At 36.7% G+C, this 19172-nt stretch carries 17 protein-coding genes, 2 tRNA genes, 1 rRNA gene and 2 riboswitches; of the genes, 17 read left to right on the top strand and 3 right to left on the bottom strand.

Annotated features, from left to right (window positions below; genetic code table 11):
• The 7 genes from rrf to tsaD all read left to right on the top strand — a co-directional run.
• Positions 1-92, top strand: a 5S ribosomal RNA gene (gene rrf, locus JOC83_RS19735); the annotation flags it as partial.
• 19 nt (positions 93-111) lie between these two features.
• Positions 112-188: transfer RNA gene (locus JOC83_RS19730), tRNA-Met, on the top strand.
• A gap of 4 nt (positions 189-192) precedes the next feature.
• Positions 193-268 (top strand) — tRNA-Asp (locus tag JOC83_RS19725).
• A gap of 229 nt (positions 269-497) precedes the next feature.
• Positions 498-983: a tRNA (adenosine(37)-N6)-threonylcarbamoyltransferase complex ATPase subunit type 1 TsaE gene (gene tsaE / locus JOC83_RS19720; protein ID WP_205189069.1), complete on the top strand. Its 486-nt coding sequence runs from the start codon at positions 498-500 to the stop codon at positions 981-983.
• The gene (tsaB, locus tag JOC83_RS19715) at positions 964-1665 is read left to right on the top strand and encodes a tRNA (adenosine(37)-N6)-threonylcarbamoyltransferase complex dimerization subunit type 1 TsaB (RefSeq protein ID WP_205189068.1); all 702 of its coding nucleotides are present in this window, start codon (positions 964-966) and stop codon (positions 1663-1665) included. Before tsaE ends, tsaB begins: the two co-directional genes overlap by 20 nt.
• Positions 1666-1676: 11 nt before the next feature.
• Positions 1677-2126, top strand: a complete 450-nt coding sequence (gene rimI / locus JOC83_RS19710; RefSeq protein ID WP_205189067.1) for a ribosomal protein S18-alanine N-acetyltransferase — start codon at positions 1677-1679, stop codon at positions 2124-2126.
• Positions 2126-3139 (top strand): tRNA (adenosine(37)-N6)-threonylcarbamoyltransferase complex transferase subunit TsaD, encoded by a 1014-nt coding sequence (gene tsaD / locus JOC83_RS19705; protein WP_205189066.1) that lies wholly within the window; start codon positions 2126-2128, stop codon positions 3137-3139. The genes rimI and tsaD overlap by 1 nt, the downstream gene beginning before the upstream one ends.
• 105 nt (positions 3140-3244) lie before the next feature.
• Here the strand turns inward: tsaD and JOC83_RS19700 are convergent, their stop codons facing one another.
• Positions 3245-5188, bottom strand: a complete 1944-nt coding sequence (locus tag JOC83_RS19700) for an ABC-F family ATP-binding cassette domain-containing protein (protein ID WP_205189065.1) — start codon at positions 5186-5188, stop codon at positions 3245-3247.
• Between the two features lie 293 nt (positions 5189-5481).
• On the opposite strand from JOC83_RS19700, the gene JOC83_RS19695 reads away from it, so the two are divergent.
• The 3 genes from JOC83_RS19695 to tatC are packed head-to-tail and all read left to right on the top strand — an operon-like array spanning position 5482 to position 7134.
• Positions 5482-6120: a redox-sensing transcriptional repressor Rex gene (locus JOC83_RS19695; RefSeq protein WP_205189064.1), complete on the top strand. Its 639-nt coding sequence runs from the start codon at positions 5482-5484 to the stop codon at positions 6118-6120.
• A gap of 60 nt (positions 6121-6180) precedes the next feature.
• Positions 6181-6360 carry a twin-arginine translocase TatA/TatE family subunit gene (locus JOC83_RS19690; RefSeq protein WP_205189063.1) on the top strand — a complete coding sequence of 60 codons (180 nt, stop codon included), beginning with the start codon at positions 6181-6183 and terminating at the stop codon, positions 6358-6360.
• Positions 6361-6378: 18 nt separating this feature from the next.
• Positions 6379-7134 carry a twin-arginine translocase subunit TatC gene (gene tatC / locus JOC83_RS19685; RefSeq protein WP_205189062.1) on the top strand — a complete coding sequence of 252 codons (756 nt, stop codon included), beginning with the start codon at positions 6379-6381 and terminating at the stop codon, positions 7132-7134.
• A gap of 143 nt (positions 7135-7277) precedes the next feature.
• Here the strand turns inward: tatC and JOC83_RS19680 are convergent, their stop codons facing one another.
• Entirely contained in the window at positions 7278-7493 is a 216-nt protein-coding gene (locus tag JOC83_RS19680) for a YdiK family protein (protein WP_205189061.1), read from the bottom strand.
• Positions 7494-7495: 2 nt separating this feature from the next.
• Positions 7496-8221 (bottom strand): CPBP family intramembrane glutamic endopeptidase, encoded by a 726-nt coding sequence (locus tag JOC83_RS19675; RefSeq protein ID WP_205189060.1) that lies wholly within the window; start codon positions 8219-8221, stop codon positions 7496-7498.
• A 340-nt stretch (positions 8222-8561) separates the two neighbouring features.
• Here JOC83_RS19675 and groES point away from each other — a divergent pair, with 340 nt between their 5' ends.
• From groES to JOC83_RS19640, 7 genes are all read left to right on the top strand, one after another.
• A complete protein-coding gene (groES, locus tag JOC83_RS19670; protein WP_205189059.1) occupies positions 8562-8846 on the top strand; it encodes a co-chaperone GroES in 285 nt (94 codons plus the stop codon).
• A 115-nt stretch (positions 8847-8961) separates the two neighbouring features.
• Positions 8962-10593 carry a chaperonin GroEL gene (groL, locus tag JOC83_RS19665; protein ID WP_205189058.1) on the top strand — a complete coding sequence of 544 codons (1632 nt, stop codon included), beginning with the start codon at positions 8962-8964 and terminating at the stop codon, positions 10591-10593.
• 373 nt (positions 10594-10966) lie between these two features.
• A complete protein-coding gene (locus JOC83_RS19660) occupies positions 10967-11917 on the top strand; it encodes an AAA family ATPase (protein ID WP_378912279.1) in 951 nt (316 codons plus the stop codon).
• Positions 11918-11926: 9 nt separating this feature from the next.
• Complete coding sequence (locus tag JOC83_RS19655) at positions 11927-13135, top strand: DUF58 domain-containing protein (RefSeq protein ID WP_205189057.1); 1209 nt, start codon at positions 11927-11929, stop codon at positions 13133-13135.
• A complete protein-coding gene (locus JOC83_RS19650; RefSeq protein WP_205189056.1) occupies positions 13132-15309 on the top strand; it encodes a DUF4129 domain-containing transglutaminase family protein in 2178 nt (725 codons plus the stop codon). Before JOC83_RS19655 ends, JOC83_RS19650 begins: the two co-directional genes overlap by 4 nt.
• 39 nt (positions 15310-15348) lie before the next feature.
• A riboswitch (purine riboswitch) is annotated at positions 15349-15450 on the top strand.
• A 124-nt stretch (positions 15451-15574) separates the two neighbouring features.
• Positions 15575-17104 carry a glutamine-hydrolyzing GMP synthase gene (guaA, locus tag JOC83_RS19645; protein WP_205189055.1) on the top strand — a complete coding sequence of 510 codons (1530 nt, stop codon included), beginning with the start codon at positions 15575-15577 and terminating at the stop codon, positions 17102-17104.
• Positions 17105-17192: 88 nt separating this feature from the next.
• Positions 17193-17294: riboswitch (purine riboswitch) on the top strand.
• Positions 17295-17420: 126 nt separating this feature from the next.
• A complete protein-coding gene (locus JOC83_RS19640) occupies positions 17421-18746 on the top strand; it encodes a solute carrier family 23 protein (RefSeq protein ID WP_205189054.1) in 1326 nt (441 codons plus the stop codon).
• Positions 18747-19172 lie beyond the last annotated feature (426 nt).

Raw genomic sequence — 19172 nt, 5'->3', positions numbered from 1 at the left:
ACACCCGTTCCCATGCCGAACACGGAAGTTAAGCTCTCTAGCGCCGATGGTAGTTGGGACTTTGTCCCTGTGAGAGTAGGACGTTGCCGGGCATTATTTCTTTTATATTATCGCGGGGTGGAGCAGTCTGGTAGCTCGTCGGGCTCATAACCCGAAGGTCGCAGGTTCAAATCCTGTCCCCGCAACCAAAATGGTCCCGTGGTGTAGCGGTTAACATGCCTGCCTGTCACGCAGGAGATCGCGGGTTCGATTCCCGTCGGGACCGCCATTACTATTATAGTAATCAGATAACGAAACAGATGTTTCGTCTTTTTTATTTATCCCTTTGTTGAACTATTTTACATTACAATTTGCTGTCCTTAGGAGAAATCCTAAGGTCTTTTTTATATCTACAGAAAAATTATCGTATATAAAACATAGTTTCAACTTATTGGTGGATATGTTATCTAAGGTGCGTTTAAAATAGATATATATTGATTGAAATGAGGTTCTAAATAATGGAGCAATCTCGAAATTTTTCGTTTTTTTCAAACTCATCTGAGCAAACCATGGATTTTGCTTCTAAGCTAAGTGAAAAGTTAGAAGAAGGATCTGTTTTATTATTAGAGGGTGATTTAGGTGCTGGTAAAACAACTTTTACAAAAGGACTTGCAAAAGGGTTAAATATTAAACGAAATGTGAATAGCCCTACCTTTACTATCATTAAAGAGTATACGGGAGGACGCTTACCTTTATATCATATGGATGTCTATCGTCTAGCTGATAGCTTTGAAGACCTAGGGTTTGATGAGTATTTTGAAGGAAGTGGTGTAACAGTTGTAGAGTGGGCTCATTTAATTGAAGATCAGTTACCACTTACATACTTAAAAATCAATCTGTACCATGAAGATGAGAATAGAAGAAGAATCGAGTTAGAGGCTTTAGGCCAACGGTATATTGATATTTGTGAGGAGCTTTTTAAATATGAAAACATTAGCGATTGATACATCTAATCTAGTCATGGGAATTGCTGTTGTAGAGGATGATCAGGTGATTGGAGAAGTTGTTACAAACTTAAAAAAGAATCATTCTGTTCGTTTAATGCCAGCAATTGAGACATTATTAAAAGAATGTAGTATAAAACCAAAAGAGCTCGATCGTATCGTAGTAGCACAAGGACCAGGATCTTATACAGGCGTACGTATAGGTGTTACCATCGCTAAAACGCTGGCTTGGACATTAAATATTCCTTTAGTAGGTGTGTCTAGCTTAGAAGTATTAGCAGCTAACGGAAGATATTTCGATGGTGTTATCTGTCCTCTCTTTGATGCAAGAAGACAACAAATTTTCACAGGTTTATATCGTTACGCAGAAAATGGAAAACTTGTAGAAGAAGTAGAAGATCAACTTATCATTAATAAAGATTGGTTGAAAAAGATTAAAGCCAATCATCAAAAGGTCTTATTTTTAGGTAATGATGTTAAACTGCATGAAGAAGTAATTAAAAGTGAGCTAGGAGAGTTAGCTGTTATTGCCCCATATACTCAGAACAATCCTCGTCCAAGTGAACTTGCTTTTATCGGTATGCAAAAGGAACCAAACGATGTACATACATTTGTTCCTAATTATGCCCGGTTAGCAGAAGCAGAGGCCAATTGGTTAGCTTCTCAAAATCAAGACTCTTAAGGAGTTGAATTATGAAGCTAACAATTAAATTCCGTCTTATGGAAATGGAAGATATTGATGATGTGGTAGAAATTGAGCATCAGTCATTTGCTACACCTTGGAGCAGAGAAGCATTTTATAATGAATTAGTGAACAATCAATTTTCTACTTATATTGTTATGGAAGAAAATGAAAAGGTAGTAGGATACTGTGGAACGTGGATCGTAGTAGATGAAGCACACATTACAAATATTGCCCTCCTTCCTGCTTATCGAGGTAAAGGACTGGGAGAATTATTATTAAATAATGTGATCAATCTAGTGAAAGAAATGGGTGCTATTTCAATGACATTAGAAGTACGTATTTCAAATTATACTGCTCAATCATTGTATCGGAAATTAGGCTTTGAGCCTGGTGGAATTCGAAAGAATTATTATTCTGATAACAATGAGGACGCATTAGTAATGTGGGTGAATTTATAATGATAAAAGAACAATATATTTTAGCAATTGAAACAAGCTGTGACGAAACAGCAGTTGCCATCATTAAAGATGGAACCGAAATTATATCGAACGTAGTTGCATCACAGATTGAAAGTCATAAAAGATTTGGCGGTGTGGTGCCTGAGATTGCCTCTAGACATCACGTGGAACAAGTAACCATTGTTTTAGAAGAAGCACTAAATCAAGCAAATATGAGTATGGAACAGATTGATGCAATTGCTGTAACAGAAGGACCTGGATTAGTAGGTGCATTATTAATTGGTGTAAATGCCGCGAAAGCCATTGCATTTGCACATAACAAGCCACTTGTGGGCGTTCATCATATTGCTGGACATATTTATGCAAATCGCCTTATTAAAGAAATGAAATTCCCTCTTCTGTCTTTAGTTGTGTCTGGCGGTCATACCGAACTTGTCTACATGGAGAAACATGGTGAGTTTAAAGTCATTGGCGAAACAAGAGATGATGCAGCTGGTGAAGCTTATGATAAGGTGGCTCGTACGTTAAATCTACCATATCCAGGGGGGCCACATATTGACCGACTTGCTCATGAAGGAGAGCCAACCTATAAACTTCCAAGAGCATGGTTAGAAGGAACGTATGATTTCAGCTTCAGTGGATTAAAATCTGCAGTTATTAACACAATCCACAATGCGACTCAAAAAGGAGAACAGATTAATCCACAGAATATGGCAGCAAGCTTTCAAGAGAGTGTAGTGGACGTATTAGTTACAAAAACTCTAGAAGCTGCAAAGGAATACAATGTTCAACAGTTATTATTAGCTGGTGGGGTAGCAGCTAATAAAGGGTTACGTTCCACGTTAGAACAAGCTTTTGCAGAAGTGCCAGAAGTAGAACTTGTGATTCCTCCACTTTCTTTATGTACAGATAATGCTGCAATGATTGGTGCGATAGGTAGTGTAATGTTTGACCAAGGAAAGCGCTCAGAGATGGATTTGAATGGGAATCCAGGATTAGACTTAGAACAATAAATGTGGATAAAAGTGTTGGTATCCACAATTTTCATTCATTTTAGAATAATTTGTGGATAATAATGTGGAAAAGTGGCAAGTCTGTTTAGACTTGCCACTTTTTAATTATTCCTCTATTAACAACTGTAGAGATTCCCATTCTTCCATTAGGGATGCTAGTTTGTGATTACATTCATCGTTTTCTTGATTAATGTCTTGTACCTTTTCATGATCCTGATAAATGGTAGGGTCACAAAGAAGCTCTTCATTTTTTTGCATCTTGTCTTCAATGTGACTAATTTCAAGTTCAATTTCTTCAATTCTTCGTTTACGTTGTCTCATTACTTTTTTTGTTTCTTTATCTTGTTGATAAGAAGATTTATCTTGTTTTGGTTGTGTAGAAGGAGACGACTCTACACGTTCACGGCGCTCAATTTCTTCAAGTTCTTTTAATTCCGCTTTCTTTGTTGAATAATAATCGTAATCACCTAAAAATTCTGCTGTTCCTAATTTATTCAGTTCCACAATTTTACTAGCTAAACGATTAATAAAATAACGGTCATGGGATACGAATAAAATGGTTCCTGGGTAATCAATTAGTGCATTTTCTAACACTTGTTTACTATCTAAATCGAGATGATTGGTAGGCTCATCCAACACAAGAAAATTAGCTTGTTGTAACATTAATTTTGCCAGAGCAACACGTGCTTTTTCTCCACCACTTAAGGTAGATACAGCCTTTAATACATCATCTCCTGAGAAAAGAAAATTTCCAAGGGTTGTACGAATTTCTTTTTCTGGCTTTGAAGGGTAATCATCCCATAATTCTTGGAGTACCGTTTTGTTCGATGTTAGATTAGCCTGTTCTTGGTCATAATAGCCAATTGTCACGTTAGACCCTAGTGAGATATCACCTTTCAGTAATGGAATCTTGTTCGTTAATGCTTTCAGTAATGTTGATTTTCCAATTCCGTTAGGACCTACTAGTGCGATGCTGTCGCCTCTAGTAATGCGAATATCAACGTGCTGAACAATTGGTTTATTTGGTTCATACGCAATAGCTACATCTTCTATCTTTATCACTTCATTTCCACTTTGACGTTCAATTTCAAATGAAAAGGAAGCTGATTTTTCATCCCCGTTTGGTCTTGTCATTACGTCCATTCGATCTAATTGTTTCCTTCGGCTTTGCGCTCGTTTTGTAGTGGAAGCTCGAGCAATGTTTCGTTGAATAAAATCATTAAGCTTTGCAATTTCGTCTTGCTGCTTTTCGAATTGTTTTAATTCCCGCTCATACCGTTCTGCTTTTTCTTCTAAGTAGTGAGAGTAGTTACCAACATATTTTGTTGTGGTCTTTTGCGACACCTCATACACTTGATTGACAACTTCATCAAGGAAATAACGGTCATGTGAAACAATGACAATGGCACCAGAATAGCCTTGTAAATATTGTTCAAGCCATGAAAGAGTTTCAATATCTAAATGGTTGGTAGGCTCATCAAGAATTAACAAGTCTGGTTTTGTTAAGAGCAATTTTGCTAACGCTAATCTTGTTTTTTGTCCACCACTTAGTGTGGAAATAAGAGTGGCATAATCAAAATCGCTAAAGCGAAATCCATGTAAAATAGATCGAATATCAGCTTCATACTGATAACCGCCTTGATCTTTAAAACGGATTTGAAGTTCATCATATTCTTTTAGTAACTTGTCATATTGGGTTTGATTCGTAAAATAAGTAGGATCGCCCATTTTACGTTCAAGTTCTCTTAAGTCGTTTTCCATTTCTTTTAAAGGTTGGAATACAGTAAGCATTTCATCCCAAATAGATAAATTAGACTCTAGTACTGTATCTTGTCCCATATAATCAATTGTCACGTCTTTTGGTTTAATAATTTCTCCGTGATCATAAGAGATTTCACCAGAAATAATTTTTAAAAGAGTAGATTTACCTGCTCCGTTTCTGCCTACTAATGCGATGCGGTCTTTTGTTTGTACTTCTAACTTTATATTCTGTAAAATGGGTTCAGCTCCATAATATTTCGTTACACCATTCAACTGCAAAATAATCATTTTATGTTTTCACCTCTACTTGTATATCCATAGTCTATTTTAACATAGTTATCAGAAGCAACTATTAATGACATGAAGAGACAGATTTTACAAAATAGTGTATAGTCATAGAGGGAGAAGAAAAATGTTCATATTCGTGTTAAAATAAAGAGAGAAAAGAATATTCTAAAAAAGAACGAAGAAACGATTGATATGATAGCGTTTTCAAAGATTCTAGATAGAATAATCGACGTATTGGCTTATAAACATTTGATTGATATAGCTTCCATATATGTTTAAATGAGGGGGATAAAGTGAGTATGGAACAACTTAAAATACCACAGGCTACTGCTAAACGTTTACCACTTTATTATCGATTTTTGAAAAACCTACATTCTTCTGGTAAGCAGAGAGTATCATCTGCAGAGTTAAGTGAAGCAGTTAAAGTAGACTCGGCAACGATTCGCCGAGATTTCTCTTATTTTGGTGCTCTTGGAAAGAAAGGATACGGTTATAATGTCAACTATTTGTTATCTTTCTTTAGAAAAACACTTGATCAAGATGAAGTCACAAAAGTAGCGCTAATTGGTGTAGGTAATCTAGGAACTGCCTTTTTAAATTATAACTTCATTAAAAACAATAACACAAAAATTGAGATGGGCTTTGATGTAGATGAAGATAAAGTAGGGAAACAAGTTGGCGACGTGCCAATCTATCATATGGACCAATTAGAAGAAGTTTTAAAGGGCGATATTACGGTGGCTATTTTGACGGTACCGGCGACAGCGGCACAGCAAATTACGGATCGTTTAATTAAAAGAGGTATTAAAGGAATTTTAAACTTTACGCCTGCAAGAATTAATGTACCTGACAAGGTTCGTTTGCATCATATTGATTTAGCAGTTGAACTTCAATCATTGGTTTACTTTTTGAAAAACTATCCAACTGAATAAAAGAGTGTATTGCGATTATATACTCTTTTCACTATTATGAGATGAGGAGGTGATTGGACAATGAATCTAGGAATTGGGAGCATCATCTTAATTGTTTTTGTTGCTTTATTAATCTTCGGTCCAAAAAAATTACCTGAGTTAGGCAAAGCGGCAGGACATACATTAAAAGAGTTTAAGAATGCAACGAAAGGCTTAGCTGACGACGATGATGACGACAGCAAAAAGCGAGAGGTAAAATAACGTAAGGATGAATTTTACATGAAAGAACAAGAAATGTCCGTTTATGAACATATAGGTGAACTACGGAAACGTTTAATTCTCGTTGTTTTTCTATTTATGATGGCAACCATTGGCGGCTTTTTTTTAGCAGAGTCAATTATTGTCTACTTACAGCATGCAGATGAAGCAAAAGAACTTACAATGAATGCGTTTCGATTAACAGACCCATTGAAGATATATATGCAGTTTGCATTTATCATTGGCTGTATATTGACTGCTCCTGTTGCTCTTTATCAGTTATGGGCATTTGTGAGTCCCGGATTGTATGACAAAGAGCGTAACGTAACCTTAAGTTATATTCCGCTTTCCGTTATTCTGTTTTTGAGCGGTATCGCATTTTCATATTTTATTTTATTTCCATTCGTGGTCGATTTCATGACACGCATTGCTGAACGTCTAGGTGTGAATCAAGTTATCGGAATTAACGAATACTTCCAATTTTTATTACAGTTAACCATTCCATTTGGCCTTTTATTTCAGCTACCTGTTGTTATTATGTTTTTAACGCGCCTAGGTATGGTTACACCAATGTTGCTCGGACATGTACGAAAGTATGCGTATTTTGTGTTACTTGTCATTGCAGCATTTATTACACCTCCAGAATTACTTTCTCATCTAATGGTGACAGTTCCACTCCTGTTTTTATATGAAATCAGTATTGTTATTTCTCGATTCTCGTATAGAAAAGTTTTAAAGGCTGAGGAAGAGGCATTGAAAGATCAACAAAAGATGTAGGTTCATGTTCAGTAGGTAGAGGAAGAGAGTATTTTTATGAAAAATCCCTTGCTCATCTGTCTATTCATTTGTTAGACGTTAGAGGCAAGGGATGTTGTGGGCTGAGTTTGAAATGGGTGAAACATGACCTGTATGACTCAGCTCTATTTTTTTTGGTTGTTTTGTATCTTTTTTATCTTTTGATGTAATAAAAAAACGCGCAATGCTACGCTAAAGTCAAATGTAGCGACAAGCATTAACACAATGGTAGTGAAACTCCAAATCGTTTCACTAGTACGGGTGCTTTGAATCGCTAGGTATGTAAACAATGCACCCATAAACATATAAACAAATCCCATAAACAGGGGTGTTCTTTTCATCATTAAAAGCCTCCAAAAATAAACTGCAGTTGTTCTGCTTGTTTTTGTAGCTCCTCAATTTTATCAGCAAAGATGGTTTGCATAAGCACGACAATCGTATTCATCGCCACATGAGCGAAAATCGGTACAATGATCGTCTTGGTTTTTGCATATAAAAAAGCAAAAACAAACCCCATTGCCGTATAGATTAAAATGTGTATAAAATCCATATGAACGGCTGCAAAAATGACTGAACTAATTAAAGCAGAAATAAAGAAATTAAATCGTTTGTGTAACGAACCAAAAATAATTTTTCGGAAGATAATCTCCTCTAGAATTGGACCAATGACTGAAGTGACTACGATGAGCATTGGTGTAATTCGAACTAATTCCACAATGAATTCTGTATTCTCGGAGCCTGGCTCTATACCAAAAACTTTCATTTCAATTACGCCTGCAATAGACTGTGCAATCATTGCTAAGAAGATACCACCTATAGACCAAAAAACGGCTTGAGGAATATGAATCTTTTCTGTGCGCATGTGCCTTTCTTTACGCAGTAACAGGAGCGTAATCATTAATGCGACAGTGAAGCTGAAAATCGTCCAGTAAATGGTTGCATATTGCAATCCTTCTTGCATAGGCTTATCTTCAAAAAAGCCGAGCGCTAATAAAAGTCTTACCCCTAAGATGCCCGAAAGTTGCATAAGAATGTACGTTAAAATAATGTACCAATAGTGCTTTTTCAATCTGTCATACTCCTTTACAGAGGTTTTTTCCTACCTTATGTAGAACAATAATGAGTAGTATCTTTTCGTATTGTAACATAGTCCTATTCGAACAGAGAAAAGAATGATGTCTAAAAGAGTAAATTCCTTTTATCAATGAGGTGTAGATTTAGGTAGGTTAGGTATAATGTAGAAGGACGGTTCTCTTTTTATGACTTTTCCCGTGAAAGTAATTTAAATTTTTTTGTATTTAACACTTGCAAAAAAAAGTCAGTTTATTTAATATAATAATTGTGTTAGCACTCATAGACGTTGAGTGCTAATAAAGATGTAATTATATCATTTGAGGAGGTTGTTTCACTTGTTAAAGCCATTAGGTGATCGTGTAGTCATTGAACTAGTAAAATCAGAAGAAAAAACTGCAAGCGGTATCGTATTACCAGACACTGCAAAAGAAAAACCTCAAGAAGGTAAGATTGTAGCTGTTGGAACAGGTCGCGTATTAGACAATGGTGAGCGCGTAGCTCTAGAAGTGTCAGAAGGCGATCGTATCATCTTCTCAAAATATGCAGGTACTGAAGTAAAATACGAAGGTACAGAATACTTAATTTTACGCGAAACTGATATCTTAGCTGTTATTAGCTAATTATAACAAATTAACGCGTCATTTGAATTATTCATAGTCTTGAATAATCTTATGTTCTAGAAAGATATATCATAACGTTTTTATATAGATCGATAATTTGAGGAGGTCTAGAAAGATGGCAAAAGATATTAAATTCAGTGAAGAAGCACGTCGTTCAATGCTACGTGGTGTAGATACATTAGCAAACGCTGTAAAAGTAACATTAGGACCAAAAGGTCGTAACGTTGTATTAGAGAAAAAATTCGGTTCTCCATTAATTACAAACGATGGTGTTACTATTGCAAAAGAAATCGAATTAGAAGATGCATTTGAAAACATGGGTGCAAAATTAGTAGCAGAAGTTGCAAGCAAAACAAATGATGTTGCTGGTGACGGTACAACGACTGCGACCGTTTTAGCACAAGCAATGATTCGTGAAGGCTTAAAGAACGTAACAGCTGGTGCAAACCCAATGGGTATCCGTAAAGGTATTGAAAAAGCGGTAACGGTAGCGATTGAAGAATTAAAATCAATCTCTAAGCCTATCGAAGGTAAATCTTCTATTGCACAAGTAGCGGCTATTTCTGCTGCTGATAACGAAGTTGGTGAGCTTATTGCTGAGGCAATGGAGCGCGTAGGTAACGACGGAGTTATTACATTAGAAGAATCTAAAGGTTTCTCAACTGAATTAGAAGTTGTAGAAGGTATGCAGTTCGACCGTGGATATGCTTCTCCTTACATGGTAACAGATTCTGATAAGATGGAAGCTGTGTTAGACAACCCTTACATCTTAATTACAGACAAGAAGATCAACAACATTCAAGAAATCTTACCTGTATTAGAGCAAGTTGTGCAACAAGGTAAGCCGCTATTATTAATTGCTGAAGATGTAGAAGGTGAAGCACTAGCTACATTAGTAGTGAATAAGTTACGTGGTACATTCACAGCAGTAGCGGTTAAAGCTCCTGGATTTGGTGACCGTCGTAAAGCAATGCTTCAAGACATTGCTATCTTAACAGGCGGTGAAGTAATCACTGAAGAGCTTGGTTTAGACCTTAAATCAGCAAACATCACACAACTAGGCCGTGCCTCTAAAATTGTTGTAACAAAAGAAAACACAACAATCGTAAACGGTGAAGGTAACTCAGAAGAAATCTCTGCACGTGTGGGCCAAATTAAAGCTCAACTTGAAGAAACAACTTCTGAATTCGACCGTGAAAAATTACAAGAGCGCCTAGCTAAATTAGCTGGTGGTGTAGCAGTTATCAAAGTTGGTGCTGCAACTGAAACAGAACTTAAAGAACGTAAATTACGTATTGAAGATGCTCTTAACTCTACGCGTGCTGCGGTTGAAGAAGGTATCGTAGCTGGTGGTGGTACAGCATTAGTTAATATCTACAATAAAGTAGCAACAATTGATGCTGAAGGTGACGAAGCAACTGGTATCAACATCGTTCTACGTGCGATTGAAGAGCCAGTACGTCAAATTGCTCATAATGCTGGCCTAGAAGGTTCAGTAATCGTTGAGCGTCTAAAAGGTGAAGCAGTGGGAACTGGATTCAACGCAGCAACTGGTGAGTGGGTAAACATGCTTGAAGCTGGTATCGTTGACCCAACAAAAGTAACTCGTTCTGCACTTCAAAATGCAGCATCTGTAGCAGCTATGTTCTTAACAACTGAAGCTGTTGTAGCTGATAAGCCAGAAGAAAACGCTGGCGGTCCTGCAATGCCTGATATGGGCGGCATGGGCATGGGCGGTATGATGTAATACCTTCCTTACGTTCATGATGAGCTGAAGGAAAAACCACTTCTCAATTAGATTGAGGAGTGGTTTTTTTATGTCCAAAGGAATGTTATTTGTTACTGAGCTGTTATCACCTCATAGTGAGAAAAATCTATTTTGGTCTGAAACGTATTTTAAGGTACCATACTCAGTTTTTAAGTGAACATAGCAATCGTATAGTTTGTTCTATTAGTACTTTTAAGGCTTGTAATTCCTAGATTACAAGCCTTTTTGATTTATATTAATTATTAAAAAATGATATAAAGAGTGTAGATATAACTAAAACATAGAGGTTAGCGATTCATCGAAGGTTGGTATAAAGTAGAGAAGAGGATTAAGACGATTAGGGGGGAACATGTTGGAACAACTACAAGAAATGCAAAGCAAGCTCGAGCTTGTTTTATCGAATATTGAGCGTGTTGTCATTGGGAAGAGAGAAGTGGCAACGTTAAGTCTAGTTGCTCTTTTAGCAGAAGGGCACGTTTTACTAGAAGATGTCCCGGGTGTAGGGAAAACAATGATGGTAAAAGCATTAGCTAAGTCTATTCATACAGATTTTAAGCGTATTCAATTTACACCTGATCTGTTGCCTTCTGATGTAACGGGCGTATCCATTTACAACCCAAAAGAAATGGAGTTTCATTATCGACCAGGACCCATTATGAGTCATCTCGTTTTAGCAGATGAAATTAATCGAACGTCTCCGAAAACACAGTCTGCGCTGCTAGAAGCAATGGAAGAAGGGAATGTAACAACCGATGGGATTACAAGGTCGTTACCAAAACCTTTCTTTGTCATGGCAACACAGAATCCAATTGAATTTGATGGAACCTACAATTTGCCTGAAGCGCAATTAGATCGCTTTTTATTTCGCTTGCATATGGGGTACCCAACGATGGGAGAAGAAGTTGAGATTCTAAATCGATTAGCTAATAGAGAACCTATTGAAGAGCTAAGTCCTGTTATTGATATAAATGAATTACAAATTATTCAGCAAAAAGTAAAAGAAGTGTATGTAGATGATACGGTTAAACGATATATTGTAGAAATTGTAGATCGTACACGTAAAGATAATCATGTTTATTTGGGTGTAAGTCCTCGTGGATCAGTTGCTCTTATGAAAGCAGCTCAAGCATACTCGTTATTACAAGGTCGAGACTATTGTATTCCAGATGATGTGCAATATTTAGCACAACCTGTTTTGGCACATAGAATGACATTACGACCAGAGGCCAAATATGAGGGGAAAAAGGCCGAGGATATTATAAAAAATATTTTGGCAAAAGTATATGTGCCAATTAAAAGGTAATGAGATATGATGAGGAATCGAACACGATACATGGCTCAAAAAAGCCTAAAAGTCCTTCTTTTCGTGAGTTTACTAGTTATCATATTCATCTATGCGATGTTTCAAGGTGGGTTTGTTAGCTGGTTTTTATTCTACAGCTTTCTACCTTTTGCTTTATATGGGTTTCTACTTTTAATTTATCCGCTTAGTCGTTTGAAAGTAGAAAGGAACATAAATAAAAGACAGGAACATTCATTAATTGTTTCCATTACAATCAAGCGCACGCTACCATTTCCACTGTTATTTTTAATGATAGAAGATGTTCTTCCGACGCATTTAGCTCATTATTATGGAGAAAATGCCTGCAAAATCATGGTATACCCACTGTTTCGAAGAGAACTATCAATTCAGTACACATTGGATGATCTCCCTCGAGGAGAACATGTCTTTCAAGAAATTCGCATTCAAACAAGTGATTTTTTAGGGTTTGTCAATCGAGAACACTCTTATAAACAAGAAGACGTCTATCTCGTTTATCCTAAAATTGTGGAGATAAAGCCCCGTAGACTAACCTCTACATTTGAAAGTGGTGAATTAAACTCGCCGTTTCCTGTACATCAAGAAAACACATTAATGTCAGGAATTCGTGAATATCAGCCTGGTGATCAATTTTCATGGGTGGATTGGAAAGCAACTGCTCGTAAGGATGTTCTGATTTCGAAAGAGTTTGAAAGTAAACAAACAAGCTCGTTATGTGTGTTAGTAGATGGGATGACAAGCGAGGCTTTTGAAGAACGAGTTGTTTTCGGTGCGTCGATGCTTTCGGCTTATCAAAAAATAGGTGTAGATATTGAATTTATCACAGTGGATACTGAGTCCATCAAACATTTTCGAAGGGATTCAAAATCATTTTATGAAATCATGCACCAATTAGCTAGAATTCAGCCGGATGATGAAGCACATTTTAGTTATGCTTTAATGGATCCGCTTTTTCAGTTAGAAAGAGCGGGACTCGCAATTGTTGTGACCTCAACATTAACAAATGAATTATGTACAGCTCTTCAGCAAAAGTTCAATCCTAATGTAAATGTTATCGTTTTTCTTGTTAAAGAAGCGGGTGTTACTCTTAATGAGGAAGAGAAAATGGTAGAGAGAAAACTAACTAGTTATCGTTATCGAATCTTAACAATATACGAAAAAAATTTCGCAGATGCTTTGATTGAGGTGAGTAGAAGATGAAGAGATACTCATTAGAAATAAGCACATTAACTAACCTATTATTGTATATCGGTTCATTTTTGTTGCTATGGGAATGGTTAAGGCCTATGAAGGTTGTGACTGACACTGCTCAGACTCAATATTTTGTCCTGTTTATCGCGTTAAGCTTTTTACTGCTCATGCTTCATGTGCCCTTTTATATTCAGTTCCCGGTGAAAGGAATCTTTATTCTATACTCGATTCATTCTTTGTATCGAGAAGGCCCTTTTTTAAGTTTAGAATGGACTCACTCATTTTTACGTTCTATGCAAGAAGATATGCAGCGCTTTTTTACGTTTCAAATTTACGACTTTTCAAATGAGTTTCGAAGCGTCCTGTTTTTTGTTTTACTTTGGTTAATGGTCTATCTCGTGTATTTCTGGATTTTCTATCAAAAGAAAATGTTCTTTTTCTTTATGTTGACCATTATTTATATATCTGTAATTGATACATTCTCTCCGTACGATGCAACGTATGCAATTGTGAGGATTGTCATGATTGGCTTTCTGTTATTAGGCTTTCTACATGCAGAGCGATTGAAGAGTAAGGGATTTAATATAACAAATGTGTCGAGTAAAAATCGGTTTTTTGCTTTTTTCGTTTTATTTTTAGTGGGCTCAATGACCATTGCTTACTTTACACCGAAAGCGGATCCACAATGGCCAGACCCTGTTCCTTTTTTAAAAGGATATGCGACGAATGGAGGACAAGGAGCTGGTGGTTCATCATCGGTTCAGAAAGTAGGATATGGGGTAGATGATTCGCAGCTTGGAGGGCCTTTCATAGGAGATGACACCGTCGTTTTTACAGCAAAAGCTTCTGAGAAGCATTATTGGAAGATCGAATCAAAGGACATCTATACAGGTCAAGGATGGGAAGCTACTGAAGGTCAAAGGAATGTTCCACTAGAAGGAAACGAGTCGCGTTTATCCTCCTATGGAGAGAGTGTAAAGAGCCAAGAGTTACAAGCTACATTAAGCTTGAAACAACCTTCTATGCACTTGGTGTATCCACCTCAACTACTAACAATTGAGCCATTTGCCTTAGCATCTATTCGATTTAATCCAATAACAGAGAAGCTATATCCCTATCAAGGAGAACGATTTACAGAATTAGATGGGTATGAGGTGACGTATCGCTATCCAGAGTTTCAAGTAGAATTGTTGCAAAGTGCTAACAATGAAGATGAGTTAGAAGGCAATCAAGAGTTTAAACAACGATATACTCAACTTCCTGAAGCTCTACCGGAGAGAGTGAGGAAACTAGCAAGAGAGATTACTATAAACAAAGAAAATCGCTATGATCAGGTGAAAGCGATTGAACAATACTTTCGTTTAAATTCGTTTATTTATGATACACAAGATGTAGCCGTACCAGAAGAGGGACAGGATTATGTTGATCAATTTCTTTTTGAGACGAAACGTGGGTATTGCGATAACTTTTCTACTTCCATGATTGTATTGTTACGTTCTTTAGATATCCCTGCTAGGTGGGTGAAGGGATATACGGATGGAAAAGAGGTTCTAAGTAGTTCAGGAGAAAAACGATATGAGGTAACGCAAAACAATGCTCATTCCTGGGTAGAGGTTTATTTCCCGGAAATAGGTTGGGTTCCTTTTGAGCCAACAAAGAGCTTTACAAATCCATACGATTTTACTTATGATCTTTCGGCAGATACTAATACGGCACCGGAAATAGAAGAAGAGTCGTTACGAGAGACACCGGAGAAGAAAGAGGAAGCACCAAAGCAAGAGCAATCAATAGAACAGAAGTCTACAAGCGGTGAGTGGACATGGAAGCAGATGATTCTACCAATCATTGTTTTCTTCATGTTTGTTATTAGTTTATATCTAACAAGAAACAAATGGCTTCTTCCCCTTAGAATTCAATATTACAAAAAGAAAAAGGATGAAAAAAGATTTGAAAAGGCCTACCTTCTTTTATTAAAACAGTTAGAGAGAAAAGGAATTAAAAGAAAAGAAAATCAAACGCTACGAGCATACGCTAAGCAAGTAGATAAGAATTTGCAAATGAATGATATGACCAGATTAACAACAACATATGAAAGAGTGCTATACAGAAAAGAAGAGTCTATAAGAGAATGGGAAAAATCGATAGAATTGTGGGAAAATTTAATTAAAAAAGTGAGTTCTTGACCATTCTTTCATGGATTGATAGAATATTCACGATTATAATAATATTTTTTCGTACACCTTCGTATATCCTCGATAATATGGTTCGAGAGTCTCTACCGGGTCGCCGTAAAGGACCTGACTATGAAGGCAGAATGTTCTATTTGATACGCTTTTTGATGTACAACTAGAATTCTGCCTTTATTTATTAGGGCAGAATTCTAGTTTTTTTGCATTTTTCGGGCATACTGCTTGTTAAGTATGTACAGATTTGAATGAGGTGAAAAGGATGGAAGGCATGATTGTTGTATTAGATTTTGGTAGTCAATATAATCAGTTGATTACACGCCGTATTCGTGAGTTTGGTGTATATAGTGAGTTACACCCTCATACAATTACAGCTGAAGAAATAAAAGCATTAAATCCAAAAGGGATTATCTTCTCAGGTGGACCAAATAGTGTATATGGGGAAAATGCATTTCACTGTGATGAAAACATCTTTGAATTAGGAATTCCTGTATTAGGAATTTGCTACGGTATGCAACTTATGACACATCACTTTGGCGGAAAAGTTGAAGCTGCAAGTCATCGTGAGTACGGAAAAGCGACAATTAACGTACAAAATGATTCACTTATGTATCATGAGCTACCAAAAGAGCAAGTGGTGTGGATGAGTCATGGCGACTTAGTTGTTCAAACACCAGAAGGCTTTGAAGTAGATGCAACAAGTATCTCTTGTCCAATTGCGGGAATGAGCAATAAAGACAAGAAGATGTATGGCGTACAATTCCATCCAGAAGTTCGTCACTCCGTACATGGTAATGAACTTCTTAAAAACTTCGTATTTGAAGTGTGTGAAGCAGAAGCAAACTGGTCAATTGAAAACTTTATTGATATGGAAATGGATAAAATCCGTCAAACAGTTGGAGATAAAAAGGTATTATGTGCACTTAGCGGTGGAGTAGACTCTTCAGTTGTAGCAGTACTTATCCATAAAGCAATCGGTGATCAATTAACATGTATCTTTGTTGATCACGGTTTATTAAGAAAAGGCGAAGCGGATAGCGTAATGAAAACGTTCAGTGAAGGATTTAATATGAACGTTATTAAAGTAGATGCAAGAGACCGTTTCTTAAGTAAATTAGAAGGTGTTTCTGATCCGGAGAAAAAGCGTAAAATTATTGGCAATGAGTTCATTTATGTTTTTGATGATGAAGCAACGAAGTTAGAAGGTATTGAATATCTTGCTCAAGGTACGCTTTATACAGACATTATTGAAAGTGGTACAGCAACTGCGCAAACAATTAAATCTCACCATAATGTAGGTGGATTACCTGAAGACATGCAGTTTAAGTTAATTGAACCGTTAAATACATTATTTAAAGACGAAGTACGTGCGCTTGGAAGTGAACTTGGTATTCCAGACGAAATCGTGTGGCGTCAACCATTCCCAGGACCTGGTTTAGGAATCCGAGTTCTTGGTGCAATTTCAGAAGAGAAGTTAGAAATTGTACGTGAGTCAGATGCTATTTTACGCGAAGAAATCAAAAAAGCGGGATTAGATCGTGATATTTGGCAATACTTTACGGTTCTACCTGATATTCGAAGCGTAGGTGTAATGGGAGATGCTCGTACGTACGATTATACAATTGGAATTCGTGCAGTTACATCAATTGATGGAATGACATCTGATTGGGCGCGTATCCCATGGGATGTATTAGAGAAAATCTCTGTACGTATCGTAAATGAGGTTAAAGACATTAACCGAGTAGTATATGACATCACAAGTAAGCCACCAGCAACAATTGAGTGGGAATAAAACGAACAAAAAACGAACATTGATGTATCAATGTTCGTTTTTTGTTGACTACTCTTTCTGTTTGGTGGTAGAATCGCACTATAAGTTAATAAAATAATTGTTTATACGTCGTATAATATTGGGAATATGGCCCAAAAGTTTCTACCAGGCTACCGTAAATGGCTTGACTACGAGGTATAATGATGAAAGTAGAAAATAGGAATAGATTTCTGCCTTTCTCGTTAACCTTTATGTCAGCACCTTCACACCTGGTAGAGTGAAGGTGTTTTTTATTTTAGCAACTTAGAAAATACAAGAACATTTAGGGGGAGAAAGCGTGAAAAACTATTTTCAGTTTGAAAAGGCAGGCACAAGCTATAAAAAAGAAACTGTAGCAGGTATTACTACATTTCTATCAATGGCTTATATTTTATTTGTTAATCCATCTATTTTATCATTGAGTACAATTCCTGACTTACCTGATCAAATGCGTATGGACCAGGGTGCTGTCTTTACGGCGACAGCTTTAGCGGCTGCAATTGGTTCACTTATTATGGGATTGTTAGGTAGGTATCCAATTGCTTTAGCACCAGGAATGGGTCTGAATGCATTTTTCGCATTTACAGTTGTTTTAACTATGGGTATTCCTTGGCAAACAGCGTTGTCTGGTGTAATGGCTTCTGGTTTGATTTTCATTGTTCTTACATTAGGTGGAGTACGTGAAAAGATTATTAATGCCATTCCACAAGAGTTAAAATTAGCAGTGGGCGCAGGTATTGGGTTGTTTATCACATTTATTGGTCTTCAAAATGCTGGAATTATTGTTGATGATCCAGCGGTGTTAGTTGGATTAGGTGATTTAACTAATGGAAATACGCTACTAGCTATCTTTGGTATTGTCGTTACGGTTATTTTAATGGTTCTTCGTGTAAATGCCGGTGTTTTTATTGGAATGGTAATCACAGCAATTGTAGGGATGGTAGTTGGTTTAATTGATGTTCCAAAAGCAGTAGTAGCTCCAATTCCTAGCTTAGAGCCTACGTTTGGAGTGGCAATTCAACATTTTGGAGATATCTTTACGATTCAGATGCTTGTTGTTATTCTTACATTTTTATTTGTAGATTTCTTTGATACAGCAGGTACACTAGTTGCGGTAGCAAACCAAGCTGGTTTAATTAAAGACAATAAGTTACCTCGTGCCGGTAAAGCTCTTTTAGCAGATTCTACAGCAACGGTTGCTGGTGCGATCTTAGGAACATCAACAACAACTTCTTATGTAGAGTCAACAGCGGGTGTCGCTGCAGGAGGAAGAACAGGGTTTACTTCTATTGTAACAGCGATGTTTTTCTTAATTGCCCTTTTCTTTTCTCCTTTGTTATCGGTCGTAACAGCGTCTGTAACGGCTCCGGCCCTTATCATCGTTGGTGCATTAATGGTATCAAATTTAAGTAAAATCAAATGGGATGCTTTTGAAGTGGCTGTTCCTGCATTCTTAACGATCATCATGATGCCTTTAACATATAGCATTGCAACAGGTATTGCGATTGGATTCATTTTTTATCCTATTACAATGGTCTTCAAAGGTAAGAGAAAAGAAATTCATCCGATTATGTATGGCCTCTTTGTTATCTTTGTTTTATATTTTGTATTCTTAGTAGAGTAGAAGAATAAGAGATTTGAATGAAAGCTGTTCTTTTCTTTGTATGTTCCATATGAATAGTAGAAAGGGCTCTAAACTTAAGTTTAGAGCCCTTTCTGTTATTATAGCGATCAATATTTTAAAAAACTTTTTAAAAAAGCATTGACGATTAAAGGATAAGGTGGTAAATTATTAAAAGTCGGTTGTGAACGACGAAAACAAAACACAAACTTTTACTTGTTTCACTATTTGAAGTGGTAAAGTGAAAAGCATTACTCGAAAGAGTGATAAAAAAGAAATTAAAAAAGTTGTTGACATACAGTAGACAACTTGATATGATAGTAAAGTCGCTTCCGAGCGACGGTTGAACTTTGAAAACTGAACAAAGCGACAAACGTCAACGTTAATTCAAGTTTTAAAATTTATGAGCAAGTCAAACATTTCTTCGGA

Origin of the sequence: Priestia iocasae (assembly GCF_016909075.1) — a bacterium.
Classification (GTDB): Bacteria; Bacillota; Bacilli; order Bacillales; family Bacillaceae_H; genus Priestia; species Priestia iocasae.
This window is presented reverse-complemented; position numbering and strand designations above follow the sequence as displayed.